The sequence below is a fragment of the Streptosporangium sp. NPDC050148 genome (assembly GCF_055586505.1).
Genome location: NZ_JBVJIA010000002.1, coordinates 94,433 through 118,248 on the forward strand (window position 1 = coordinate 94,433; position 23,816 = coordinate 118,248).

Consider the following 23,816-nt stretch of genomic DNA (forward strand, 5'->3'; position numbering starts at 1 on the left):
CGCGACCGAACCGTTCTCACCCGTCCGCGGGGACGCGCTCCCGTACCCGCGGGGGAGCGGTGCTGCCGCGCGGGGTGAGGCGGGCGGCCTCCTCCTCGTGCGGGCCGGGGTCCTGGCCGGAGACCAGCGAGAGCAGCCGGCGGGCGGCGTGCGCGCCGTAGGCGGCGATGTCGCGGCTCAGGGCGGTGAGCGGGGGGCGGACGACCTGGCAGAGCGGGGAGTCGTCCCAGGCGACGACGGACAGGTCTCCGGGGACGTCCAGGCGCAGCTCCTGGGCGGCGGACAGCCCGGCGACGGCCATGATGTCGTTGTCGTAGACGATGGCGGTGGGCCGGTCCGGGGAACTGAGCAGCCGCCGGGTGGCGCGGGCCCCCTCCTCGCCCGTGTAGTCGGTGTGCACGGTCACGTACTCGGCGACGCCCTCGCACGCCTCGGTGAAGGCGCGGTCGCGCAGCACGGTGTGGACCAGGCGCGGCAGGCCGGCGACCCTGGCGATCCTGCGGTGGCCCAGGGCCAGCAGGTAGCGCACGGTCTCGCGGACGGGGCGGTCGTCGTCGGACCAGACCGGGAGCAGCGGCCCCGCCCCGGAGGGATGGCCGATCACCACGGCGGGCAGTCCCAGCGACGCGAACGCGGCCGGGCGGGGGTCGTCCACGTGCAGGTCGACCAGGATGGCGCCGTCGATGCGGCCCTCGCCCCACCAGCGGCGGTAGATCGCGACCTCCTGGTCGTGGTCGGCGGCCATCTGCAGCATGAGCGCGTACGAACGGTCCGACAGCTCGCCCTCGATGCCGCTGATCAGCTCCATGAAGAACGGCTCCACGCCGAGCGTGCGGGCCGGGCGGCACACGGCCAGGCCGACGGCGCGGGCGTGCGCGCCGTTCAGGGCGCGGGCCGCGCTGCTGGGACGCCAGCCGATCTCCTCGGCGATCGCCAGGATCCGGGCCCGGGTGCTCGCGGACACCCCGGGCTGCCCGTTGAGCGCGTACGACACGGCCCCCTTGGACACCCCGGCCTGCCGGGCGACGTCCGCGATCGTCGGTCTTCTCATGATCCCCCCGTCGACGATTGGAGCGATTGTAACTGAACCGGTCCAGTGTTCTATTGACAGGGCCGACACATGGACTTTACGGTCTCGATACTTATCCGGTTCAGCAAGCGCATGCGGTCGCGTCTGGTCGGTTGGGAGCGCTCCCATGCTGGAGAGGAGAACTGTCCAATGCGGATTCGACGAAGGTTCGCGGTCCTCGGGACGGCGGCCTGCCTGGCCGCCGCCGGATGCAGCGGGGGTTCCACCACGCCGTCGGCCCCCTCGGGGGCGCCCCCGGCGTCGGGCGGTGCCGGGGCCCCCTCGGCCCCTGCGGGTCCGGGCGCGGCGGACGCCGCGTTCCCGCGCAACGAGACCCTGTACACCAGCGGCACCCAGTGGGGTCCCCCGGCCAACTGGAACCCGCTGCGCACCTGGGACTCGGCCACCGGCACCAAGGGACTCGTCTACGAGACCCTCTTCCTGTACGACCCCCAGAACGACACCTTCACCCCCTGGCTGGCCGAGAGCGGCACCTGGACCGGTGAGGACACCTACGAGCTCAAGCTCAGGCAGGGTGTGACCTGGGCCGACGGCAAGCCGTTCACCGCCGACGACGTGGTCTTCACCGTCGAGCTCGGCAAGATGAAGACCGTCCCCTACGCCAACCTGTGGGGCTGGCTGGAGAAGGCCGAGGCGGTCGACCCGAACACGGTCAGGTTCACCTTCTCCAAGGCCAACCACCAGCAGTGGGCCAACTGGGTCTACAACAACGCGATCGTCCCCAAGCACATCTGGCAGGGCCGCTCCGAGGACGACGTGATGAACGGCGTCAACGAGAAGCCGGTCGGCACCGGGCCGTACGCCTACCACAGCCACGACCAGGACCGGATGGCCTGGGTCAAGCGGGACGGCTGGTGGGCCACCAAGGCGCTGGGCAAGGACGTCAAGCCGAAGTACGTCGTCGACATCGTCAACTCCAGCAACGAGGTGGCGATGGGCCTGCTGCTGCAGAAGGGCCTCGACCTCAGCAACAACTTCCTGCCCGGCGTGGCCAACCTGGTCAAGGGCGACTTCGGCATCCAGACGTACTTCCCCGAGCCGCCGTACATGCTCTCGGCCAACACCGCCTTCCTGGTCCCCAACACGAAGAGGAAGCCGCTGGACGACCCGGCCTTCCGCAAGGCCATCGCCAACGCCATCGACACCAAGAAGATCGTCGAGGGCGTCTACGGCAACCTCGTCAAGGCCGCGAGCCCCACCGGCCTGCTGCCGCAGTGGGACAAGTACGTCGACCAGGCCGTGGTGAGCGAGAAGGGGTTCTCCTTCGACACCGCCAAGGCCAAGAAGCTGCTGGCCGACGCCGGGTACAAGGACCGCGACGGCGACGGGCTCGTGGAGAACAAGGACGGCTCCAAGGCGTCCCTGAAGCTCATCGTCCCGGCCGGGTGGACCGACTGGATGGAGGCGAGCCGGGTCATCGCCGAGGGCGCCAAGGCCGCAGGGATCGACCTCACCGCCGACTTCCCCGACTTCAACGCGCTGGTCGACCAGCGCTCCTCCGGCAAGTTCGACCTGGTGCTCAACAACGAGCGGCAGCTGTCGAACACCCCCTGGATGTACTACGACTACATCTTCCAGCTCCCGGTGAACAAGCAGCAGAACACCGTCAACTTCGGCCGGTACGAGAACAAGAAGGCCTGGGACCTCGTCCAGGAGCTCGACGGCAAGAAGGTCGACGACGTCGAGGGCATGAAGAAGGTCACCTCCGAGATCCAGAAGATCCAGCTCGACGACCTGCCGGTGATCCCCCTCTGGTACAACGGCCTGTGGGCCCAGACCAGCACCGCGGTCTGGACGAACTGGCCCTCCTCGGCCCCCGGCACCCCCAAGAGCCCGCCGACCATGTGGCGCAACTGGCTGGAGCTGGGCGGCGTGCTGACGCTGACCGAGATCAAGCCGGCCGGGGGCTGACCCCGCGATCCTCGCCCCCTCCCGCGCCCGGCGCGCGGGAGGGGGCCCATCTCGCCGATTCTGGAGGATCGCGTGCGACGTTACTTCGGCCGGAAACTGCTGGTCTACGGGCTGACCTTCCTGGTGGCCGTCACCGTCAACTGGATGATCCCGCGCTTCATGCCGGGCGACCCGGTGCAGAGCATGCTGTCGCGGGCCAACGTGTCCCAGCCGGCCGCGGTGGAGGCGATGCGCGCCCACTACACCGCACTGTTCGGCCTCGACCTGCCTTTGTGGCAGCAGTACGGCAACTTCTGGGCCGCGCTGTTCCGGGGGGACCTGGGGATCAGCATCTGGGTGTTCCCCACCCCGGTGACCGACCTCATCATGCGGGCGGTGCCGTACACGCTGGCGCTGCTCATCCCGTCGATCCTGCTGAGCTGGTGGGCGGGCAACAGGTTCGGCGCCTTCGCGGCCCGGCGCAAGTGGCTCGACAACACCGCGCTGCCCATCGGGTACGTGCTGACCGCCACCCCGTACATGTGGCTGGCCATCCTGCTGGCCTGGGGGCTGGGCGTGGTGGCCGGGATCTTCCCCGTCTCGGGCGGCTACAGCTTCTCGATGCGGCCCAACTGGTCGTGGGAGTTCGTCGGGAACCTGGCGCTGCACTGGTTCCTGCCGTTCGCCTCGCTGTTCCTGGTCGCGTTCGGCGGCTGGGCCATCGGCATGCGCAACATGATCATCTATGAGCTGGAGGCGGACTACTCCACCTACCTCGCCTCGCTCGGCGCGCCGCGCAGGCTCATCCGCCGCTACGCGTTCAGGAACGCGGTGCTGCCGCAGATCACCGGCCTGGCCCTGCAGCTGGGCGTGCTGGTGGCCGGGGCGCTGGTCACCGAGATCGTCTTCTCCTATCCGGGGCTGGGCCACCTGATCCTCAAGGCGATCCAGAACCAGGACTTCTTCCTGCTCCAGGGTGCCTTCCTGTTCATCGTGGTGGGCGTGCTGGTCGCCAACTTCGTCATCGACATCGTCTACGTCCTGGTCGACCCGCGTACCAGGATCGGCATGGGAGGGGAGGCGACGTGACGGCCGTTCCCGCGCGACGGCGCGAGGGCCTGTACTTCGCGGTCCGCAACGGCAAGCTGCTGGCCGGCCTGGCCGTGCTGGTCCCGCTGCTGCTCCTGGCCGCGGCGGCCCCGCTGCTCGGCGGCCAGGACCCCAACGCCTACGTCGCCGCCCCGGCCTCGCCGCCCTCGGCGCAGAACTGGTTCGGCACCACCATGTTCGGCCAGGACATCTTCGCCCAGTTCGTCTACGGGCTGCGCTCCACCTTCATCGTGGGGGCGCTCGGCGGCGGGCTGGCCGCGATCATCGGCATGACGATCGGCTTCACCGCCGGGTACCGGGGCGGGATCGTCGACGAGGTGCTGAACATGCTCACCAACATCGTCCTGGTGCTGCCGGCGCTCGCGGTGCTGCTGATCGTCAACGCCTACCTCGGCGTGCGCAGCGTGGGCGTGCAGGCGCTGTTCATCGGCCTGACCTCCTGGCCGTGGGCGGCCAGGGCCATCAGGGCCCAGACCTTCTCGCTGCGCTCGCGCGACTTCGTGGACCTGGCCAGGCTCAGCGGGGTGCGCACCTGGAAGATCATCGCTCGCGAGATCGCGCCCAACATGAACTCGTACCTCTTCATGACCTTCATCCTGCTGTTCGGCGGGTCGATCCTGATCGCGGCCTCGCTCGACTTCATCGGGCTCGGGCCCAGCCAGGGCATCTCGCTCGGCCTGATGCTCAACAACGCGGCCCGCTGGAGCGCCCTGCACCTGGGGATGTGGTGGTGGTTCATCCCGCCCGGCGCCGGGATCACCGCGATCGTCGGCGCCCTGTACGTGATGAACGTCGGCCTGGACGAGGTCTTCAACCCCCGGCTGAGGGAGCTGTAGTGGAGGAGAGCACATGACCCTGAGCGTGCGCGACCTGAGGGTCCACTACAGGACCCTGCGCGGTGAGGTGAAGGCCCTCGACGGCGTCGGCTTCGACGTCGCCGACGGCGAGATCCTCGGCCTGGCGGGCGAGTCCGGGTGCGGCAAGACGACCCTGGGCAAGAGCCTGATCAGGATGGACGGCCGGATGCGGCTGGCCGGGGGCACCGCCGAGCTGGACGGCGAGGAGCTGCCGATCGGCGACGACCGCCGGATGAACCGCTTCCGCTTCGCCAGGGTGTCGCTCATCCCGCAGTACTCGATGAGCGCGATGAACCCCACCCGGAAGATCGGGAAGATGGTCGGCGAGCTGCTCGCCTCCCGAGGCGAGAAGCTGGACCTCGCCGAGCTGGAACGCCGCCTGGACCTGGTGGAGCTCCCGCGCGACGTGCTCGGGCGCTACCCGATCGAGCTGTCCGGCGGGATGAAGCAGCGGATGGTGATGGTCATCTCCACCCTGCTCGACCCGTCCCTGCTGATCGCGGACGAGATCACCTCCGCGCTCGACGTGTCCACCCAGAAGGCCGTGGCCAGGACCCTGGTGGAGTTCCGGGACCGCGGCTTCGTCCGCAGCATGATCTTCATCACCCACGACATCTCGCTGACCTACCAGATCGCCGACACGATCATGATCATGTACGCCGGGAAGCTGGCCGAGAAGGCCCCGGCGGGCGTGATCGTCAGCGAGCCGCGCCACCCGTACACCCGGATGCTCATCTCCTCGCTGCCCGAGGTCGGTGTCCGGCACGCCGAGCGCAGGCTGTCGGGCATCCCCGGCAGGCCGCCCTCGCTGCTCGACCCGCCCACGGGCTGCCGGTTCCGGGACCGCTGCCCGCTGGCCTTCGAGCGGTGCGCCGAGGAACCCCCGCCGATCGAGGTCGCCCCCGGCCACCACGTCGCCTGCTGGAAGGCCTGACATGCCCGCGCCGAGCCCGTACGCGCCCGCAGGAGTGAGACGATGCTGAGCCTCGAAGGGGTCACCAAGACCTACCGGGTCGGTGCCTTCGGCACCTCCACCCTCACCGCCGTCGACGACGTGAGCCTCGACCTGGCACCGGGGGAGGTGGTCTCCCTCATCGGCGAGAGCGGCAGCGGCAAGACGACCCTCGGCAAGGCGGTCCTCGGGCTGCTCTCCCCGACGAAGGGAAGGATCACCCTCGACGGCGAGCGGGCCAGGCCGGGCAAGGCGTACTACCGGCACGTGCAGGGCGTCTTCCAGGACCCGTTCAGCTGCTACAACCCGGTCTTCAAGGCCGACCGGGTGCTCGCGATGATCAGGAACGAGTACTTCCCCGGCGTCGCCGACTCCGAGTGGCAGGGCAGGATCGAGACCTCTCTCAAGGACGTCGGCCTCGACCCCGGCCAGATCCTGGGCCGCTACCCGCACCAGCTCAGCGGCGGCCAGCTGCAGCGCCTGCTGATCGCCAGGGCGCTGCTGCTCGACCTGCGGTACCTGGTCGCCGACGAGATCACCAGCATGCTGGACGCGTCCACCAGGATCGACGTGCTCAACCTGCTCGCCGACCTCAAGGCGCGCGGGCTGGGCGTGCTGTTCGTCACCCACGACCTGTCGCTGGGCAACTACATCAGCGAGCGGGCCGTGGTGCTCTACCGGGGGCGGGTCGTCGAGTCGGGCTCGACCGCGGCCGTCTTCGGCAACCCCCTGCACCCGTACACGATCAGGCTGCTGTCGTCGGTGCCGAGGCTGACCGCGCGGTGGGGCGGCGAGGAGGACACCGGGTCCGCCGAGGTGCCCGAGCCGGACGACCGGAAGGGGGCCTCCGCGCTGGTGGAGGCCGAGCCCGGCCATCTCGTCCGGCGCGCCGACGCCGGGACCGCATCGCTGAGGAGCGCGAGTTGAGCACCGAGCCGAGCACCGGGTTGAGCACCGGGTTGAGCACCGAGCCGAGCACCGGGTTGAGCACCTACCGTCCGCTGCACGACGGGTGGACCCTGCGCCAGGTGGACGGGGACGTCTCCGGCGTCCCGGCCACGGTGCCGGGGTGCGTGCACACCGACCTGCTGGCCGCCGGGCTCATCGAGGACCCCTACCTGGACGACAACGAGAACCGGCTGACCTGGATCGGCCGCTCGGCCTGGGAGTACGAGACGGTCTTCGACTGGCACGACGACGGGCACGAGCGCGCCGACCTGGTCTGCGAGGGCCTGGACACCGTCGCCACGGTCGAGCTCAACGGGGTACGGGTCGCGTCCACGGCCAACCAGCACCGCTCCTACCGGCTGCCCGTGCGCGAGCTGCTGCGCGAGGGCGGCAACACGCTGCGGGTCCGCTTCGACTCCCCGGTGGCCTACGCCGAGGCACGCCGTGCCGAGCTGGGGGAGCGGCCCGGTGCCTACGAGGCGCCGTACCAGTTCATCCGCAAGATGGCCTGCAACTTCGGCTGGGACTGGGGACCGGCCGTGGTCACCTCCGGCGTCTGGCGGCCGATCGGGCTGCACTCGTGGAGCGGGACCCGGCTGGCCGGGGTCCGGCCGCTGGTGCGCACCGACGGGCCGGACGGCCTGGTCGAGGTGCACGTCACCCTTGAGCACTCCGGCGGGCCCTCGTCGCCCGGTGGGACTCCGGTGGTCGTGACGGCCTCGGTCGCGGGCGTCCGGTGCGAGGTGCGGCCGGCGCCGGGCGAGCGCGAGGCCGTCCTGACGCTGCGGGTCCCGGACGCGGAGCGCTGGTGGCCGCGCGGGTACGGCGCCCCGCACCGCCACGAGCTCACGGTCGGCCTCGGCGACGAGACGCCCGAGACGCCCGGGAGGTCCCAAGAAGGCGGGGAGCGGTGGAGGGGCCTGATCGGTTTCCGCGACGTGCGGCTGGACCGGGCCGACGACGCCTTCAGTCTGGTCGTCAACGACGTGCCGGTGTTCGTGCGCGGCGTCAACTGGATTCCCGACGACTGCTTCCCGTCCCGGATCACCCGCGAGCGGCTGGCCGAGCGCTTCGGCCAGGCCGTCGGCGCGAACGTCAACCTGCTGCGGGTCTGGGGCGGCGGCCTGTACGAGAGCGAGGACTTCTACGACCTGGCCGACGAGCTGGGCCTGCTCGTCTGGCAGGACTTCCCGTTCGCCTGTGCGGCCTACCCCGAGGAGGAGCCCTTCGCCTCCGAGGTCGAGGCCGAGGCGCGCGAGAACGTCGCCCGGCTGGCCTGGCGTCCCTCGCTGGCGCTGTGGTGCGGCAACAACGAGGTGCTGGAGGGACACGCCGACTGGGGCTGGCGCGACAGCCTGGGCGAGCGCACCTGGGGGGCGGGTTTCTTCCACGACCTGCTTCCCGCGGTCGTGGCCGGGCTGGACCCCACCCGTCCCTACTGGCCGGGCAGCCCCTACTCCGGCGACCCCGACCTGCCGCCCAACGACCCCTCGCGCGGCACCCTGCACATCTGGGACGTGTGGAACCGCGAGGACTACACCCGCTACGGCGACTACCGGCCCCGCTTCGTGGCCGAGTTCGGCTTCCAGGGCCCGCCGGTGCACGCCACGCTGCGCGCCGCCGTCAGCGGGGAGCTGGCCCCGGACGCGCCCCTGGTGCTGCACCACCAGAAGGCGCACGAGGGCAACGCCAAGCTGCTGCGCGGCCTGGGCGAGCACCTGCCCGCACCGGGCGCCTACGACGACTGGCACTACCTGACCCAGCTCAACCAGGCCAGGGCGGTCGTCCACGGCATCGAGCGCTTCCGCGCGCTGGCCCCGTACTGCTCGGGCACGATTCTGTGGCAGCTCAACGACTGCTGGCCGGTCACCTCCTGGTCGGCCGTCGACGGCGCCGGGCGGCGCAAGCCGCTGTGGTACGCGCTGCGCCGCGTCTACGACGACCGGCTGCTGAGCGTCGTCGACGGCGCCGTGGTCGTGATCAACGACGGCCCGCAGCCGTGGGCGGGCGAGCTGGAGCTGCTGCGGCTCGGCCTGGACGGCGAGCCGCTGGCCAAGGAGACGTCCGTCGTCGAGGTGGGCCCCCGTTCGGTGGCCACGATCCCGCTGCCCGGCCCGGTCGCGGTCCCGGGCGATCCCGCGGCCGAGCTGCTGCTGGCCCGGCTGGGCGACCGGCGCGCGGTCTCGTTCTTCGCCGAGGACACCCGGGTCGCCTTCCCGGCCGCGGCCCACCGTACCGAGGTGACCCCGGTGCGGGGCGGTCTGGACGTCACCGTCACGGCCGTGACCCTCCTGCGCGAGCTGGCGCTGTTCCCCGACCGTCTCGACCCGGCCGCCTCGGTCGATGACATGCTGGTGACGCTGCTCCCCGGGGAGAGCGTCACCTTCCACGTCGCCACCGAACGCGCGCTCGACCCGGCCGCGCTCGTCACCCGCCCGGTCCTGCGCTGCGTCAACGACTGAACGGCCCGCCCGGCCCGCCCGGGGCGCGGCCCCGTGTCCGGTCACCGGGCGGCCCCGGATCACCGGCGGGGCCGCCCGATCGGCGGACCTGCGGCGTCCCGGAGCGTGGACCCGCACACGCGGAGGCCGGGCGGCCCGTTAGGCTTGACGCGCACATCCGACGACGCCGAGAGAGATCATGAAGACCTTCGAAGAGCTGTACGCCGAGCTGTCCGAAAAGGCGCGCACCCGGCCCGAGGGCTCGGGCACCGTGGCCGCGCTGGACGCCGGGGTCCATGCCATCGGCAAGAAGGTCGTGGAGGAGGCCGCCGAGAGCTGGATGGCGGCCGAGCACGAGTCGAACGAGCGGGCGGCCGAGGAGATCTCCCAGCTCCTCTACCACGTGCAGGTCCTCATGATCGCCAAGGGGATCGGGCTGGACGAGGTCTACAAGCATCTGTGAGCCGGTGCGCCCGGCTCCGGTCTCGCAGGCAGATCCCGTCCACACCTAAGGAAACCCGTCATGCTCCGTCTCGCCGTACCCAACAAGGGCGCCCTCACCGAGGGTGCCCAGACGATCCTCAAGGAAGCCGGATACCGGGCCCGCAAGGACAGCAAGGAGCTCGTGGTCGTCGACCCGGAGAACTCCTGCGAGCTGTTCTTCCTGCGTCCCAAGGACATCGCCGTCTACGTCGGCGAGGGCACCCTGGACGCCGGGATCACCGGCCGTGACATGCTGCACGACTCCGGGGCGCAGGTGGAGGAGCTCATCCCGCTCGGCTTCGGCCGCTCCACCTTCCGCTTCGCCGCCAACCCCGGCGACTTCGACTCCGTCGCCGACCTCAAGGGCAGGCGCATCGCCACCGCGTACGCGGGCCTGCTGGAGTCCTACCTCGCCGAGCGGGGCGTCGAGGCCCGGGTGATCAAGCTGGACGGCGCGGTCGAGACCGCCATCCGGCTCGGCGTGGCCGACGCCGTGGCCGACGTCGTGGAGACCGGCACCACGCTGCGCAACATCGGCCTGGAGGTCTTCGGCGAGCCGATCGCGCAGTCCGAGGGTGTGCTGATCAAGCAGGTCGGCGCGGCCGAGACGCCCGGCCTGCGCCAGCTCATCCGCCGCCTGCAGGGCGTGCTGATGGCGCGCGACTACGTGATGATGGACTACGACATCCGCGCCGAGCGGATCGAGGAGGCCATCACGCTCACCCCCGGCATGGAGGGCCCGACGGTCTCCCCGCTGCACCGGGAGGGCTGGGTCGCGGTCCGCGCCATGGTGCCGCGCAAGGGACACCAGCAGATCATGGACGAGCTCTCGGAGATCGGCGCCAAGGCCATCCTGGTGACCGCCATCTTCGCCTGCCGCGTCTGACGCTTCGCGTCCGACCCGACGCGACCCGTCCGGCCCGTCGCATCCGGCGCGCCGTGCCGGGCACGACCGGGCCGGTGACGCCCGGCCCGGCGCGTCCGGCCCGGTGGCGACCGGGTCCAGAAGGGCTCAGGAGGACTCAGGAGGACAGGGCCGCGGCCTCCTCGGCCTCGATCTGCTCGTTCCACTCGCGCTTGGAGGAGCGCCACGCCTCGTCGTCGCGGCCCAGCCGCCAGTAGCCCGAGATGGACAGCCGCGACAGCGGGATGCCGCGCTCGGTGCGCAGGTGGCGCCTGATGTCGCGGACGGCACCGGCCTCGCCGTGCACGAAGGCGTGCACGACGCCGTCGGGGAAGTCGAGCTCGCGGACCGCCGTGACCAGCGCCTCGCCGTACGGGGCGTCCCCCCGGTGCAGCCAGACGATCTTCACGTCGCCGGGGGAGTCGAGCCGCTGCTCCTCCTCGGGACCGGCGACCTCGATGAAGGCCCAGGCCGGGGCCCCGGCGGGCAGGTGCTCCAGGGCGACGGCGATGGCCGGCAGCGCGCTCTCGTCACCGGCGAGCAGGTGCCAGTCGGCCTCGGGGTCCGGGGTGTACGCGCCACCGGGGCCGAAGAAGTGCAGCTCGTCGCCGGGCCGGGCCCGGTCGGCCCACGGCCCGGCGAGGCCGCTGTCGCCGTGGTGGACGAAGTCGATCGTCAGCTCGCCCGCCTCGGCGTCCCAGCGGCGGACGGTGTAGGTGCGGGTGGTGGGCCACTGCTCGCGGGGCAGGTCGCGGCGGACGGCATCCATGTCGAACGGCTGCGGGTAGCTCACCCCGGCCGGGGCGAACAGCAGCTTCACGTAGTGGTCGGTGTACTCGTCGGCGCTGAAACCGGCCAGGCCCTCACCGCCGAGCACCACCCGGATCATGTGCGGGGTGAGCCGTTCGGTGCGCAGGACCCGGCCGGTCGTCACCTTCCGCGCGGGGCGTTCAGCCTTGTCGTCTGCCATGTGGTCACTCCCGGGGGTACGAGTTAGGTAAGCCTAAGTCTCACCTTACGTCACCGGAGGGTGGCGACGGCCTTGACGGCCTGGTCGACCTGCTCGGGGGTGGTGACGATCCCGGGACCGAAGCGCAGGTAGACCTCCCGGTAGGGGGTGACGCTGGTGACGATCCGGTGCTCCCTGCGCAGCCTGCCCGCGGCGGCCGGGGCGTCCACGCCGTCGATCTCGCAGCAGACCAGCCCGGCCGACAGCTCGGGGGAGACCGGGGTGACCAGCCGCACGTTGGGCAGGGCGGCCAGTCCCGCCTTGAGCCGGGTGGCCTGCTCGGTGATCCTGGCGGCCACCCGTTCCCTGCCGATCGCCCGGTGGAAGCCGAACGCCTCGCTCAGCGCCCAGCGGTGCTCGAAGCTGTGGTAGCCGCCCGGGGTGGCGACCAGCCCGCCCGGCCCGTACGGCCGGTACGAACGCCCGGCCTCGTCGCCGGCCTGGAGGTCGAGCCTGCCGGAGAAGGTGGGGATCACCGGGAGCATCGCGTCCCAGGCCCGTCCCCGTCCCCACAGCACGCCGGTGCCCCGGGGGCCGAACAGCCACTTGTGGGTGCCCGCGACCAGGAAGTCGCAGCCCAGCTCCGCGGCCTCGTCGGCCACGGCGCCGAGGCCGTGCACCCCGTCCACGCAGAGCAGCGCCCGGTCGGCGGCGTCCCTGTCCCGGTTGGCCTCGGCGATCATGTCGGCGATCGCCCTGACCGGTGTCCGCACCCCGGTGCCCGAGTGCACCCAGGTGATCGCCACCACCCGGGTCCTGGGGCCGAGCCCGGCCTTGAGCCGGGAGACGATCTCGGCGGCCGAGGCCGTGGCCGGGTCGTCGTACAGGCGGACCCTGCGCACCGGGGCGCCGGTCCTGGCGGTGAGCAGCCGCAGGCTCTCGTGGGTGGCGTAGAAGTCGTGCTCGGTGGTGAGCACGTCCTGGCCCGGCAGCAGCCGCATGCCGCCGTAGAGCAGGCCGAGGCCCATCGTGGTGCTGTCGGTCAGCGCCACGTCGGGGGCGTCGGCGCCCAGGTAGGCCGCGGCGGCCTCGCGCACGGCGTCCTCCCGGTCCTCGCCGTGCAGGTAGGCGTCGGTGTCGGTGTCCAGGCCGCGCCGGTGCTCCTCGATGGCCCGCCGCACCGGTGCCGGGTGGGCGGCCAGCACGTAGGCGGCGAACTGGGCGTGGGAGGGGTCGAGCGGGAACTGGGCGCGTACCGACTCCCAGTCCTGGGGGTCGAAGGGCGGCGGCCGCCTCCCGGTCGCGGGGTCGGGGGGAGGGGAGGCGGCGTCGGAGGTGCAGCCGGTCAGCGCGGCCCCGGCCAGCGCCCCCGCGCCCAGCAGCCCGGCCCCGAGCAGCCCGCGCCGTCCGACGCCAGGTCCCTGATGGTCCATGCCGTGCCCCTGTCGCCCCGCCCGCGGCCCCGATCGCCGTCCTGACCGTGACCTTCTGCCCTGTACGCCCCTTCCTATCGGGATCATGCGCGCCTGCCAAGGGGCGCCGTAATGAATCTACAACGTAAAGGCGCCGACACGGTGAAACGACGGGCGCGGGCGATGGAGCGTTCCGGAGGGTCAGTGGCGCATGGCCGCGACCTGGCGGATCAGGTCGGCGACCCGGACGACGCCCATGCAGCGGCCGACCTCGTCGGTGACGACCAGGTCGTCGTAGACGCGCTCGGCGTCCCGGCCCGCGACCTGCATGGCCGCGATCACCGGGGTGGTCCTGGGGACCGTGCGGGCCGGGTCGGCCAGCCGTCCGGCCGGCTTCCTGCCGTGCAGGGCGTGGCCGAAGCGGCCGGCGATGGAGAGCAGGAAGCGGCTGCGGTCGAGGCTGCCCGTGGGGCGCTGGTACTCGTCGACGAGGATCACGCTGGTGATCGACGGCTCGCCGCCGAAGGCGTTGACCACGGCCTCGGCGCTCGCCTCCTGCGGGAGGGTGACCGCGGGGAGCAGGAACTCCTGGACGCGCGGGCCGAGCGCGGCCCCCGCCGCCTTCGGCTCGACGACGGGCAGCGGCACGCGCACGCGGCCGGACGGGCCCGGGGTCAGCAGCGGCCCGTGCGCCAGCCGTACCCCCCAGCCGCGGACCGCGGCGAGCTGCGCCTCGTCGTTCACCCCGGGGGCCAGCACGTGCGCCCCCGTTCCGCGGGCGAGGGCGGCCAGGCCCTCGCCGATCGCGGCGCGGCGCGGGTCGCGGGCCGCCTGGGCGACCAGGTCGCGGGAGAGCACCGCCAGGTACGGCACCGCGTCGGCGAGCAGGTCCAGCGGGATGTGGCCGCAGCCCAGCTCGCCCACCGCGATGAGGTAGCCGATGGCGCGCAGGCCGTCCAGCCCGGTGAGCAGGGAGCCGCGCTCGAACTGCGCGAAGTCGCCGCGCACGGTGAGGATCACCTCGCGGGGACGCCGGCCGGACGCGCGCAGGGCCTCGTGCAGCGGTGCCAGCGCAGCCGATCCGCCGATGACCGCGGACGTCGGCAGGGTCAGCAGCAGCGGGAGCGGGACGTCGCCCCCGGCCAGGGCGCGTACCGTCTCGACGGTGGAGGAGATGTTCCCCCGGTGCCCGCCGTCGGCCTGGAGCGCGATGACGCCCCCGGTGTCGAGGTCGACGACGGGTGTGACGCCCGCCGGGGCCGCTCCCGGCGTCCCCGCCGGGGCCCCGGCGGGTGCCGTCAGGGGCGGCGCGGGGGTGTGCGGGACGGTGTGCGCTCTGGTCGTCACGTTCAGATCATGGAGCATCCCTTACCGTCACGAAAGTGACGCACAGTTATGTTCACCGATATTTCGCCATCCGTTGTGATCGTTCGGTGAGATCGCGGGCTCGCCGGGGCGCCCGGTAGTGTCTCGTTCCATGACGTCGCGACCGGCCAAGGGGGGAGGCCGCTGGGTCTCGGTGGCACCCGAGCGGCTCAACCGCTGGATCGACGGCTTCGTCGACCGGCACGGCCCGCCGGAGGTGACGGCCTCGCCCGGCGTGGTGCGGCTGGCGGGCGCGGACGGCGCGGTGGCCGAGTGCCAGGTGCCCTTCCCGCCGCTGACCGGCTCCGGGGGCGGGCCGCTGGGCCGGCTGGTCACCCACGTGCGCACCGAGCGCAGGATCGGCGTGCTGCTGGTGCGGCTGGGCGGTCACGCGGCCGGGATCTTCCAGGGGGAGGAGCTGGTCTCCTCCAAGGTCGGCTCGCGGCAGGTGCACGGACGCAGCGCCGCGGGCGGCTGGTCCCAGCGCCGCTTCGCCCGGCGCAGGGAGAAGCAGGTGGACCAGGCGCACGAGGCCGCGGCCGAGGTGGCGCTGCGGATCCTGGTCCCGTACGTGGACGGGCTGGAGGCGGTGGTGCTGGGCGGTGACCGGCGGGCGGTGGACGCGCTGCGGCCCGACCGCAGGCTGGCGCCGGTCTTCGCGCTGGAGGCCGAGCCCTTCCTGACCGTCCCGGACCCGCGGCTGGTGGTGCTCAAGGACACCCCGGCCCAGTTCCGCGCGGTCCGCATCCGGGTGACCGACCCCGCCTAGCCCTCGCCCGGCCGGGTCCGCACCGGGACGACCGGTCCCGTAGGGCCGGGGCCGCGCGGGGACGGCCGGTTCCGCGTGATCGGGCCGTGTCCGGGTGAGGGCCACCATCGACCGTCCGGGTGAGGTCCTCCATCAATGGAGGAGAAGAGGGCCGGTGACGCGCCGTACACTGATCGGTATGCGCACTCCCGATTGACCGTCGTCCGACGAAGGCGAGACGGCCGAGCCGAGAGCCGGGAGACACAGGGCGCGGCGGGTTCGGCCACAGTGAAGCGGACCTGTGTATTTCCTGCTGGGAGTGTTCTCCAACCATGATCGTAGCTTCTGACATCGAGCTGAGGGCCGGCGCGCGGCTGCTCATCGAGGGTGCCTCGTTCCGGGTCAACCCGGGCGACAAGATCGGGCTCGTCGGCCGCAACGGGGCCGGCAAGACGACGCTGACCCGGGTGCTCGCCGGGGAGGGGATGCCCGCGAGCGGCACGGTCTCCATCACCGGCGAGGTCGGCTACCTGCCCCAGGACCCCCGTACCGGTGACCTGCACGTGCTGGCCCGCGACCGGATCCTGTCGGCCCGCGGGCTCGACCAGGTGCTGAACGAGCTGCGCGAGGCCGAGCTCGGCATGTCCTCGGCCGACGACCGCACCCGGGACCGCGCGGTGCGCGCCTACGGGCGCCTGGAGGACCGGCTCCACGTGCTGGGCGGGTACGCCGCCGAGTCCGAGGCCGCCTCCATCGCCTCCAGCCTCGGCCTGCCCGACCGGGTGCTCGGCCAGCCGCTGGAGACCCTGTCCGGAGGGCAGCGCAGGCGGGTGGAACTGGCTCGGATCCTGTTCAGCGGGGCGGAGACTCTCCTTCTTGACGAGCCGACAAACCACCTAGATGCAGACTCAATCGGGTGGCTTCGTGATTTTTTACGATCTCACCAGGGCGGCTTGATCATTATCAGCCACGACGTGTCACTTCTTGAAGCGACGGTAAACCGCGTCCTGCACCTGGACGCCAACCGCGCGGTGATCGACACCTACAACGTCGGCTGGAAGGCCTATCTGGCCCAGCGGGAGACCGACGAGAAGCGCAGGCGTCGTGAGCGCGCCAACGCCGAGAAGCAGGCCTCGGCCCTGATGTCGCAGGCCGACAAGATGCGCGCCAAGGCCACCAAGGCCAAGGCCGCGCAGGACATGCAGCGCCGCGCCGAGCGCCTGCTCTCGGGCCTGGAGGTGGAGCGGCGCAGCGACAAGGTCGCCAAGCTGCGCTTCCCCCAGCCCGCCCCGTGCGGGCGCACGCCGATCATGGCCGAGGGGCTGTCGAAGTCGTACGGCTCGCTGGAGGTCTTCACCGACGTCGACGCCGCGGTGGACCGGGGGAGCCGGGTCGTGATCCTGGGCCTGAACGGCGCGGGCAAGACCACCCTGCTGCGCATCCTGGGCGGGATCGAGCAGCCCGACACCGGCGCGGTCAAGCCCGGCCACGGTCTCAAGCTGGGCTACTACGCCCAGGAGCACGAGACCATCGACCCCGAGCGCACCGTGCTGGAGAACATGCGCTCGGCCGGGGGAGAGCTTCCCGACGTGGAGCTGCGCAAGGTCCTGGGCTCGTTCCTGTTCACCGGCGACGACGTGGACAAGCCGGCGGGGGTGCTGTCCGGCGGGGAGAAGACGCGGCTGGCGCTGGCCACGCTGGTGCTGTCCGCGGCCAACGTGCTGCTCCTGGACGAGCCCACCAACAACCTCGACCCGGCCAGCAGGGAGCAGGTGCTTTCGGCACTAACGTCCTATTCTGGGGCGATTGTGCTCGTCACGCATGATGAGGGTGCTGTGGAGGCTCTACGGCCCGATAGGGTGATCTTGCTGCCTGACGGAATCGAAGACGCGTGGAGCGAGGAATTTTCCGATCTTGTGGCACTTGCCTGATCTTAATTTGAGCGGGTACGGATCTTTTCCCATGGAGTAGGTAGCCGATCTCGCTGAAATGACTGATCATGGCGTGTGTAACGCTGCGGAAGTCTGGCACTACAGGAGGTACTCGTGGCCGACACACTGAAGAAGGGCACCCGGGTCACCGGGGCCGATCGTGAAAAACTGGCCTCCGATCTCAAGAAGCGATACAGCGCAGGTGAGAGCATCCGCGCCCTGGCCGCTTCGACCGGCAGGTCATACGGGTTCATCCACCGCATCCTGAGCGAGTCCGGTGTGACTCTGCGCGGGCGCGGCGGAGCCACCCGAGGCAAGTCAAAGCGCTGACCCCGCCTCGGAACGCGCGACCGCAGCCGCTCGATCCCCCACACGCCGACGCCGTCCCCGCCCGGACCTGTAGAACCTCATTCTGGAGAGTCGATAGGCTCGGGCGAGGCGGAGACGGAAGGCGGGAGAAGAGGCGATGGTGGGAGTGTCGTTCGGGGGGAGTGCGGAGGAGATCTCTCTGAAGGAGGTCGGTCTGCGCTACGAGGTGGACGGCGAGATCGCGACGATCACGCTGGACCGGCCGGACAAGCGGAACGCTCAGACGTTCGCGACCTGGTCGGCCCTGGCGGACATCGGTGACGGCCTGCCGCAGCAGGTGAGGGTCGTCGTGATCAGAGGTGAGGGGCCGTCCTTCTCGGCGGGGATCGATCTGAGGATGTTCACCCCGGAGGGGGTACCGGGGCAAGGGTCGTTCGCGTCCTCGGCGGCACTCGGAGAGGCGACGTTCGCCGACCGGGTGACGCAGGCCCAACGCGGTTTTCTCTGGCTGAGGCGTCCCGACATCGTCTCGGTGGCAGCGGTTCAGGGCCACGCGATCGGTGCGGGGTTTCAGCTGGCGCTCGCCTGCGACCTGCGGGTCCTGGCGGACGACGCCAAACTGTGCATGAAGGAGCCCGCCCTGGGACTGGTCCCCGACCTGACCGGCACCAAGCCGCTGGTCGACCTGGTGGGACTGTCCAGGGCCATCGAGATCTGCCTGACCGCCCGTGTCGTGGGGGCACAGGAGGCGGCGCGGATCGGGCTGGCCGAGCTGGTCGTGGCACCGGAGGAGCTGGACGAGGCCGTACGGGACCTGAGCGCCGCGCTGCTGGCCACGAACCGTGACGCCGCGACGGCGACCAAGCGGCTGCTTCAGGGCGCCTCCGGCCGCACCCTGACCGAGCAGGCCGCGGCCGAGGGCCGCGAGCAGGCCGCACGGATCAGGGCGCTCTTCGGGGAGGGGGGCGGCAAGGCCCCCGCGTAGGCCCCGCGTGGCCCCCGGACGGGTACGGGGGGTCGCGTTCCCACCGGCTCCGGGTGTTCGCCCGGAGCTGATCGGGGAATGGGCGTGCCCCTCGCGGTGCTCGCATCGACGAAGGAGGCCGGATGACGATGATGGGCGGGGGCTTCGGGCCCCAGATGATGCGCTCGCTGCGGCGCGACAGCTCGGTGACCAAGGAGCGTCTGGCACCCGGCACCGTCCGGCGCATCGCCCGCTACGCCCGTCCCTTCTCCCGGCACATCGCGGCCTTCCTCGCGCTGGTCGTGGTCGGCTCGGTCATCGTCATCGCCAACCCGCTGCTGATGAAGGCGATCATCGACGACGGCATCGGTACCAAGCGCACCGGGGTCGTGATCGCCCTGGCGCTGGTCATCGCGGGCCTGGCGGTCGCCGACGCGGCGCTCACCCTGGCCCAGCGCTGGTTCTCCTCGCGGATCGGCGAGGGCCTGATCTACAACCTGCGCACCGAGGTCTTCGACCACGTCCAGCGGATGCCCGTGGCCTTCTTCACCCGCACCCAGACCGGCGCCCTGGTCTCCCGGCTCAACACCGACGTCATCGGCGCCCAGCGGGCCCTGACCAGCACCCTGTCCTCGGTCGTGGCCAACGTGGTCATGCTGGTGCTGGTGCTCGGCGCCATGCTGGTGCTGTCCTGGCAGATCACCGTCGTCGCCCTGGTGCTGCTGCCGATCTTCATTCTGCCGGCCAAGTGGGTCGGCAGGAAGATGTCCGGCCTCACCCGCGAGCAGATGGAGCTCGACGCCGAGATGAGCTCCATGATGACCGAGCGGTTCAACGTCGCCGGGGCCATGGTCGCCAAGCTGTACGGCCGCCCGGCCGACGAGGCCGCGGCCTTCGCAGGCAAGGCCGGCCGGGTGCGCGACGTGGGCGTCACCGTCGGCATGTACGGCACGGTCTTCCGCGCCGCCCTCGGCCTGGTCGCCGCGCTGGCCACCGCCCTGGTGTACGGCGTGGGCGGCGTGCTGGCCGTCTCCGACGTCTTCGAGCTGGGCACCCTGGTGGCGCTCGCCGCCCTGCTGATGCGCCTGTACGGTCCGCTGACGAGCCTGTCGAACGTGCACGTGGACGTGATGACCGCGCTGGTCAGCTTCGACCGGGTCTTCGAGGTGCTCGACCTGCGGCCCATGGTCGCCGAGCGGCCCGATGCCGAGCCGATCCCGCCGGGACCGGTCTCGGTCGAGTTCGACGACGTCCGCTTCACCTACCCCTCGGCCTCGGAGGTGTCGCTGGCCTCGCTGGAGGCGGTGGCCCGCCCCGACACCGGGCCGGGCCACGAGGTGCTGCGCGGGGTCACCTTCACCGCCCGTCCCGGCGAGATGGTCGCCCTGGTCGGCCCCTCGGGCGCGGGCAAGACGACCATCACCGCCCTGGCCTCCCGGCTGTACGACGTCTCCTCCGGCGCGGTCCGCGTCAACGGCCTGGACGTGCGCGACGCCACCCTGGCCTCGCTGCGCGACACCGTCGGGGTCGTCATGCAGGACGCCCACCTGTTCCACGACACCATCGGGGCCAACCTCCGCTACGCGCGGCCCGAGGCGAGCGAGGAGGAGATCTGGGACGCGCTGCGGGCCGCCCAGATCGCCGACCTCGTCCTGGACCTGCCCGACGGGCTGGAGACCGTGGTCGGCGACCGCGGCCACCGGCTGTCCGGTGGCGAGAAGCAGCGGCTGGCGCTGGCCAGGCTGCTGCTCAAGGCCCCCCGCGTGGTCGTGCTGGACGAGGCCACCGCCCACCTGGACTCCGAGTCCGAGGCGGCCGTCCAGCAGGCCCTGAAGGTCGCGCTGGCCGGGCGGACCTCGCTGGTCATCGCCCACCGGCTCTCCACGATCCGCGAGGCCGACCAGATCCTGGTGGTCCAGGACGGCCGGGTGGCCGAGCGGGGCCGCCACGAGGAGCTGCTGGCCATGGGCACGGTCTACGCCGAGCTCTACCGCACCCAGTTCAGCGAGACCTCCTGACGGGACCGGGACGCCGCCCGCCGTCCGTGCCCGGTCGTCCGGGCCCGTCCCGGACGGCCGGGCACGGCCCTGAGTGGATCTTCAAGCGCCGATGGTGTAGATCATGGGGTCGTGGAAGACCGCCTGAGACGCGATGACCTGACCGACGACGAGTGGGAGTCCCTGGCGCCGCTGCTGCCCGCTCACGCCCGGCAGGGAAACCGGTGGGCCGACCACCGCACGATCATCGACGGGGTGTTCTTCCGCACCAGGACCGGCTGTTCCTGGCGCAGCCTGCCGGAGACGTACGGGAAGTGGAAGACCGTCTACAACCGCCACCGCCGCTGGACGCTGGACGGCACCTGGGAGACGATCCTGAAGGTCCTGCACCCCGGCGGCGGAAGTGCCGGGAGCGTGGGAGGTGTCCCCGCCGCCCGGACGGGGCGCCGGTCCGTCCCACCGGAGGACATCCGGCCCTGGGCGACGTTCGAGGTGCCGAACCGGTGAGCGTCCCGCCGGACGGAGGGGGGCCGGACCGGTGGGCGTCCCGCCGGGCGGGCCGGCCCGGTCTCAGGAGGGCTGCACGTAGCCCAGGCGGGCGAGCTCCTCGCGGGCGACCTTGGAGACCAGCTCGGTGTCGGCCTCGCGCAGCCGGGTGCGCCAGACGCCGACCTTGGGCACGTTCCTGCCCAGCAGGGCGACCTTGGGCACCCTGGTCTCCAGGAAGCGGGAGAGGCCGTCCACGGTCTCGGCGGGGGAGGAGACCAGGTCCTCGTACCGCAGGGTGAGCAGCTGGTCGCGGGGCAGCTCGTGGTGCAGGGTGGCCGAGAGCCGGACCGCGCTGCGCCAGCGCAGCGCGCACTTGCCCGCCGTGGGCATCGCCTTCCAGCGCTCGCTGTGCTCGCCGGAGTTGACGCCGAGGAACGGGTTGGGGAACTCCGTCTCCTCGCTCAGCATGGAGGGCTTGAACCAGGCCAGGGAGGCGGGGTCGGCCAGCATGTCGGCGGCCACGTCGCGGCCGTCCCTGATCAGCTGGACGAAGCGGGCGTCGGGGAAGGCCTGCAGCAGCACCGAGGCGCTGTAGATCAGGTCGGGACTGGCGTCGCCGAAGCGGGCCACGGCGTCCGAGGTCGTGCACGGGCCCGCCCCGGTCACGCCGCCGGCCTCCCGGCAGGGGGGCGGGCACTCCTCGCAGGCGCCGGGCAGGAGCTGCCAGGACTCGGCCAGGGCGTCGCGGAGCACGCGGGTCGCCCCCATGCCCCGTCCGGCGATCGAGGGACGCCGGGCGAAGGCGTAGACGACGTTCGCCACCGCCGCCCGCCCCATGGTGACGTGGAAGCCTGGGGAGCGTTTCAGGGCGCGGGCCAGCAGGTCCGCGCCGGAGTGCGGGGCGGCGAGCACGAAAACCGGCCGGCGGACCTTGATGCCGTTGACCACCAGGATGTGGGGCGGAGGTCGCATATGAAAGCCCAGTGTGGCACCGTTTGCGAGGTGAACGAACCGGCCGCCGGGTCACCGCTCCCACCCCCGCCGCGCCCGGGGGACACGGTGGCCGTGGTGGCGCCGTGCGGCCCCCCCGACCCCGAGCGGCTGGCGCGCGGCGTCCGCGTCCTGGAGGACCTGGGCCTGAAGGTCCGCGTCGGCCCGCACGTGCTGGAGCGGGACCGCTATCTGGCGGGCCCGGACGCCGCCCGCGCGGCCGACCTGCGGGACGCCTGGTGCGACCCCGAGGTGACCGCGGTGTTCTGCGCCCGCGGCGGCTACGGCGCCACCCGGATCCTCGGCCTGCTGGACTGGGACGCCATGCGGGCCGCCGGACCCAAGGCGTTCGTCGGCTCCAGCGACGTCACCGCGCTGCACGCCGCCCTCGCCGCGGAGCTGGGCATCGCCTCCTGGTTCGGCCCGATGCCGGCCTGCTCCACGATCAGCGACCCCGAGGGGCCCGAGCCGCGCACCTTCGAGAACTTCACCGCCGCCCTCGCCGGGACGCCACCGCGGATCACCGGTGACCGGGTGATCAGCGCAGGCACCGTCACCGCCCCGGTGACCGGCGGCAACCTCAGCCTGCTGGCCGCGCTCTGCGGCACCCCGTACGCGCTCTCGGCGCGGGGGAGGATCGTGCTGCTGGAGGACGTGGCCGAGGCGCCGTACCGGATCGACCGGATGATCACCCAGCTGTTCCAGGCGGGCTCGCTGGACGGGGCCGCGGGGTTCGTCCTGGGCTCCTGGGTGGGCTGCGCCGACCCCTATCCGGTGCTGGAGGAGCTCCTCGGGCCGCTCGGCGTGCCCGTCATCGCCGGTCTCCCGATAGGTCATGGAATGCCACAATTTTCCGTATTACTAGGGACACTTGGTGTTATTGATGCAGAATCGTGCTCTCTGGCCTACTCAACCGGGGGCGCGGGCACGGCACTCTAGGTGCGAACCTAGGAGGAAACCGGCAGAGGGGGCGCACGCGTGAGATTGTTTCGGCGGCACCGCGACCGGAAGACCGAGACGCCCAGGCGGCCGGTCGAAGACGTCGATCTCGACTCCCTGCTCGCCCTGGTCGCGGACAATCTCGGCTACGCCTGCGCCTTCGACCCGGACGGCGCCGCCCTGACGCTCACCGGCCCGCGCCGGCTCACGGTACGCCTGGCCGGGCTGCGCGCCGAGGCCCTGCGCCGCTCCCGCGAGGACTGGCCGGTCCTGGTCTCCGGCCACCTGACCCACGCGCTGGCCACCGCCGACGAGCCGTTCGACGCCTGCGACCTGAGGCAGGTCCGCCCGCTGCTGCGGACCCGCATCCAGCTCGACGACGACCTCGACCCGGCCCACGTGGTCGGCCGTCACCTCACCGCCGACCTGGTCGAGGTGCTCACCATCGGCCCCGCCCCCACCGCCCCCACCGCCCCCACCGGCTCGGCCGCCCGCCCGGTCCGCCCGGAGGAGGTCGGCTGCTGGCCGATCACCGCCGGGCAGGCGCTCGACCTGGCCCTGGAGAACGCCCGCAGGGACGAGCGGCTCTCGGTCACCGAGGGCGACCTCGGCGGCGTGGCGGTCCGCAGGCTGACCGGCCCCACCGAGGGCGCCGCGGCCCACCTGCGCAGGCTGGGCGACTACCTGCCCGTCCCCTCCGACGGCGTCCTCGTCGCCCTGCCCGACCCGGCCACGCTGATCGTCCACCCGGTCGAGGGCATCGGCGTGGTTCGCGCGATCGAGAGGCTGCGGCTGTTCGCCCAGCGGGAGTTCGAACGACGGGCCGGGGCCCTCAGCCCGCAGGTCTACTGGTGGCACGCCGGCCGTCTCTCCCTGATCAGGGCCGACCTGATCGACCAGGACGGGCAGACCCGGCTGGTGGTCGCGCCCCCGCCGGACTTCGCCCGCGTCCTGGCCGCCCTGGCCGTACGGTCCGAGGGCGGCGCGGAGGGCTGAACCGCCGCGCGGCGGGCCCCGATGGACCCCGCGGTGGTCCCGGTTGGGTTCC

At 72.0% G+C, this 23,816-nt stretch carries 21 protein-coding genes; 16 read left to right on the forward strand and 5 right to left on the reverse strand.

Annotation, left to right across the window (positions count from 1 at the left end):
• Window positions 1-16: 16 nt before the first annotated feature.
• The gene (locus ACZ6RT_RS02215; protein WP_399188441.1) at window positions 17-1,051 is read right to left on the reverse strand and encodes a LacI family DNA-binding transcriptional regulator; all 1,035 of its coding nucleotides are present in this window, start codon (window positions 1,049-1,051) and stop codon (window positions 17-19) included.
• Between the two features lie 168 nt (window positions 1,052-1,219).
• On the opposite strand from ACZ6RT_RS02215, the gene ACZ6RT_RS02220 reads away from it, so the two are divergent.
• The 8 genes from ACZ6RT_RS02220 (at window position 1,220) to hisG (ending at window position 10,657) form a co-directional block, all read left to right on the forward strand.
• On the forward strand, window positions 1,220-3,001 hold the full coding sequence (locus ACZ6RT_RS02220; RefSeq protein WP_470151950.1) for an ABC transporter substrate-binding protein: 1,782 nt from the start codon (window positions 1,220-1,222) through the stop codon (window positions 2,999-3,001).
• A gap of 72 nt (window positions 3,002-3,073) precedes the next feature.
• Window positions 3,074-4,069 (forward strand): ABC transporter permease, encoded by a 996-nt coding sequence (locus ACZ6RT_RS02225; protein ID WP_470151952.1) that lies wholly within the window; start codon window positions 3,074-3,076, stop codon window positions 4,067-4,069.
• The gene (locus tag ACZ6RT_RS02230; protein WP_399188446.1) at window positions 4,066-4,926 is read left to right on the forward strand and encodes an ABC transporter permease; all 861 of its coding nucleotides are present in this window, start codon (window positions 4,066-4,068) and stop codon (window positions 4,924-4,926) included. Before ACZ6RT_RS02225 ends, ACZ6RT_RS02230 begins: the two co-directional genes overlap by 4 nt.
• 13 nt (window positions 4,927-4,939) lie before the next feature.
• Entirely contained in the window at window positions 4,940-5,881 is a 942-nt protein-coding gene (locus ACZ6RT_RS02235) for an ABC transporter ATP-binding protein (protein ID WP_399188448.1), read from the forward strand.
• Between the two features lie 42 nt (window positions 5,882-5,923).
• Window positions 5,924-6,826 carry an ATP-binding cassette domain-containing protein gene (locus ACZ6RT_RS02240; RefSeq protein ID WP_470151955.1) on the forward strand — a complete coding sequence of 301 codons (903 nt, stop codon included), beginning with the start codon at window positions 5,924-5,926 and terminating at the stop codon, window positions 6,824-6,826.
• A 56-nt stretch (window positions 6,827-6,882) separates the two neighbouring features.
• Entirely contained in the window at window positions 6,883-9,309 is a 2,427-nt protein-coding gene (locus ACZ6RT_RS02245) for a glycoside hydrolase family 2 protein (RefSeq protein ID WP_470152125.1), read from the forward strand.
• A 178-nt stretch (window positions 9,310-9,487) separates the two neighbouring features.
• On the forward strand, window positions 9,488-9,751 hold the full coding sequence (locus tag ACZ6RT_RS02250) for a phosphoribosyl-ATP diphosphatase (RefSeq protein WP_399188452.1): 264 nt from the start codon (window positions 9,488-9,490) through the stop codon (window positions 9,749-9,751).
• Window positions 9,752-9,811: 60 nt separating this feature from the next.
• Window positions 9,812-10,657, forward strand: a complete 846-nt coding sequence (gene hisG, locus ACZ6RT_RS02255) for an ATP phosphoribosyltransferase (protein WP_399188455.1) — start codon at window positions 9,812-9,814, stop codon at window positions 10,655-10,657.
• A gap of 136 nt (window positions 10,658-10,793) precedes the next feature.
• Here hisG and ACZ6RT_RS02260 read toward each other — a convergent pair whose 3' ends face one another.
• The 3 genes from ACZ6RT_RS02260 to ACZ6RT_RS02270 all read right to left on the reverse strand — a co-directional run bounded on the left by ACZ6RT_RS02260 (window position 10,794) and on the right by ACZ6RT_RS02270 (window position 14,383).
• Window positions 10,794-11,645: a siderophore-interacting protein gene (locus ACZ6RT_RS02260; RefSeq protein WP_470151958.1), complete on the reverse strand. Its 852-nt coding sequence runs from the start codon at window positions 11,643-11,645 to the stop codon at window positions 10,794-10,796.
• Window positions 11,646-11,695: 50 nt separating this feature from the next.
• Window positions 11,696-13,057: an aminotransferase class V-fold PLP-dependent enzyme gene (locus tag ACZ6RT_RS02265; protein ID WP_470151960.1), complete on the reverse strand. Its 1,362-nt coding sequence runs from the start codon at window positions 13,055-13,057 to the stop codon at window positions 11,696-11,698.
• A 180-nt stretch (window positions 13,058-13,237) separates the two neighbouring features.
• Complete coding sequence (locus ACZ6RT_RS02270; protein WP_470151962.1) at window positions 13,238-14,383, reverse strand: EAL domain-containing protein; 1,146 nt, start codon at window positions 14,381-14,383, stop codon at window positions 13,238-13,240.
• Between the two features lie 130 nt (window positions 14,384-14,513).
• Between ACZ6RT_RS02270 and ACZ6RT_RS02275 the strand changes: the two genes are divergently transcribed.
• From ACZ6RT_RS02275 to ACZ6RT_RS02300, 6 genes are all read left to right on the forward strand, one after another.
• A complete protein-coding gene (locus ACZ6RT_RS02275; protein ID WP_470151964.1) occupies window positions 14,514-15,170 on the forward strand; it encodes an acVLRF1 family peptidyl-tRNA hydrolase in 657 nt (218 codons plus the stop codon).
• A gap of 311 nt (window positions 15,171-15,481) precedes the next feature.
• Window positions 15,482-17,080, forward strand: a complete 1,599-nt coding sequence (locus tag ACZ6RT_RS02280) for an ABC-F family ATP-binding cassette domain-containing protein (RefSeq protein WP_399188465.1) — start codon at window positions 15,482-15,484, stop codon at window positions 17,078-17,080.
• 114 nt (window positions 17,081-17,194) lie between these two features.
• Entirely contained in the window at window positions 17,195-17,410 is a 216-nt protein-coding gene (locus tag ACZ6RT_RS02285; protein ID WP_344903296.1) for a helix-turn-helix domain-containing protein, read from the forward strand.
• Between the two features lie 136 nt (window positions 17,411-17,546).
• Window positions 17,547-18,374: an enoyl-CoA hydratase/isomerase family protein gene (locus ACZ6RT_RS02290; RefSeq protein WP_399188467.1), complete on the forward strand. Its 828-nt coding sequence runs from the start codon at window positions 17,547-17,549 to the stop codon at window positions 18,372-18,374.
• A gap of 122 nt (window positions 18,375-18,496) precedes the next feature.
• Entirely contained in the window at window positions 18,497-20,371 is a 1,875-nt protein-coding gene (locus ACZ6RT_RS02295; protein WP_399188469.1) for an ABC transporter ATP-binding protein, read from the forward strand.
• Window positions 20,372-20,482: 111 nt separating this feature from the next.
• Window positions 20,483-20,857: a transposase gene (locus ACZ6RT_RS02300; RefSeq protein ID WP_399188471.1), complete on the forward strand. Its 375-nt coding sequence runs from the start codon at window positions 20,483-20,485 to the stop codon at window positions 20,855-20,857.
• A gap of 63 nt (window positions 20,858-20,920) precedes the next feature.
• On the opposite strand, the gene ACZ6RT_RS02305 is transcribed toward ACZ6RT_RS02300, so the two are convergent.
• Window positions 20,921-21,811 (reverse strand): sulfotransferase family protein, encoded by an 891-nt coding sequence (locus ACZ6RT_RS02305; protein ID WP_399188473.1) that lies wholly within the window; start codon window positions 21,809-21,811, stop codon window positions 20,921-20,923.
• A gap of 30 nt (window positions 21,812-21,841) precedes the next feature.
• Here ACZ6RT_RS02305 and ACZ6RT_RS02310 point away from each other — a divergent pair, with 30 nt between their 5' ends.
• Window positions 21,842-22,768: a S66 peptidase family protein gene (locus tag ACZ6RT_RS02310; RefSeq protein WP_470151967.1), complete on the forward strand. Its 927-nt coding sequence runs from the start codon at window positions 21,842-21,844 to the stop codon at window positions 22,766-22,768.
• 39 nt (window positions 22,769-22,807) lie between these two features.
• Window positions 22,808-23,764: a hypothetical protein gene (locus ACZ6RT_RS02315; protein ID WP_470151968.1), complete on the forward strand. Its 957-nt coding sequence runs from the start codon at window positions 22,808-22,810 to the stop codon at window positions 23,762-23,764.
• Window positions 23,765-23,816 lie beyond the last annotated feature (52 nt).

What these genes read in the sequence shown, in the direction of transcription:
- ACZ6RT_RS02215 (WP_399188441.1), bottom strand. Translation starts at nt 1,051, where the DNA reads ATGAGAAGACCGACGATCGCGGACGTCGCCCGGCAGGCCGGGGTGTCC.
- ACZ6RT_RS02220 (WP_470151950.1), top strand. Translation starts at nt 1,220, where the DNA reads ATGCGGATTCGACGAAGGTTCGCGGTCCTCGGGACGGCGGCCTGCCTG.
- ACZ6RT_RS02235 (WP_399188448.1), top strand. Translation starts at nt 4,940, where the DNA reads ATGACCCTGAGCGTGCGCGACCTGAGGGTCCACTACAGGACCCTGCGC.
- ACZ6RT_RS02240 (WP_470151955.1), top strand. Translation starts at nt 5,924, where the DNA reads ATGCTGAGCCTCGAAGGGGTCACCAAGACCTACCGGGTCGGTGCCTTC.
- ACZ6RT_RS02250 (WP_399188452.1), top strand. Translation starts at nt 9,488, where the DNA reads ATGAAGACCTTCGAAGAGCTGTACGCCGAGCTGTCCGAAAAGGCGCGC.
- hisG (WP_399188455.1), top strand. Translation starts at nt 9,812, where the DNA reads ATGCTCCGTCTCGCCGTACCCAACAAGGGCGCCCTCACCGAGGGTGCC.
- ACZ6RT_RS02260 (WP_470151958.1), bottom strand. Translation starts at nt 11,645, where the DNA reads ATGGCAGACGACAAGGCTGAACGCCCCGCGCGGAAGGTGACGACCGGC.
- ACZ6RT_RS02265 (WP_470151960.1), bottom strand. Translation starts at nt 13,057, where the DNA reads ATGGACCATCAGGGACCTGGCGTCGGACGGCGCGGGCTGCTCGGGGCC.
- ACZ6RT_RS02275 (WP_470151964.1), top strand. Translation starts at nt 14,514, where the DNA reads ATGACGTCGCGACCGGCCAAGGGGGGAGGCCGCTGGGTCTCGGTGGCA.
- ACZ6RT_RS02280 (WP_399188465.1), top strand. Translation starts at nt 15,482, where the DNA reads ATGATCGTAGCTTCTGACATCGAGCTGAGGGCCGGCGCGCGGCTGCTC.
- ACZ6RT_RS02290 (WP_399188467.1), top strand. Translation starts at nt 17,547, where the DNA reads ATGGTGGGAGTGTCGTTCGGGGGGAGTGCGGAGGAGATCTCTCTGAAG.
- ACZ6RT_RS02295 (WP_399188469.1), top strand. Translation starts at nt 18,497, where the DNA reads ATGACGATGATGGGCGGGGGCTTCGGGCCCCAGATGATGCGCTCGCTG.
- ACZ6RT_RS02305 (WP_399188473.1), bottom strand. Translation starts at nt 21,811, where the DNA reads ATGCGACCTCCGCCCCACATCCTGGTGGTCAACGGCATCAAGGTCCGC.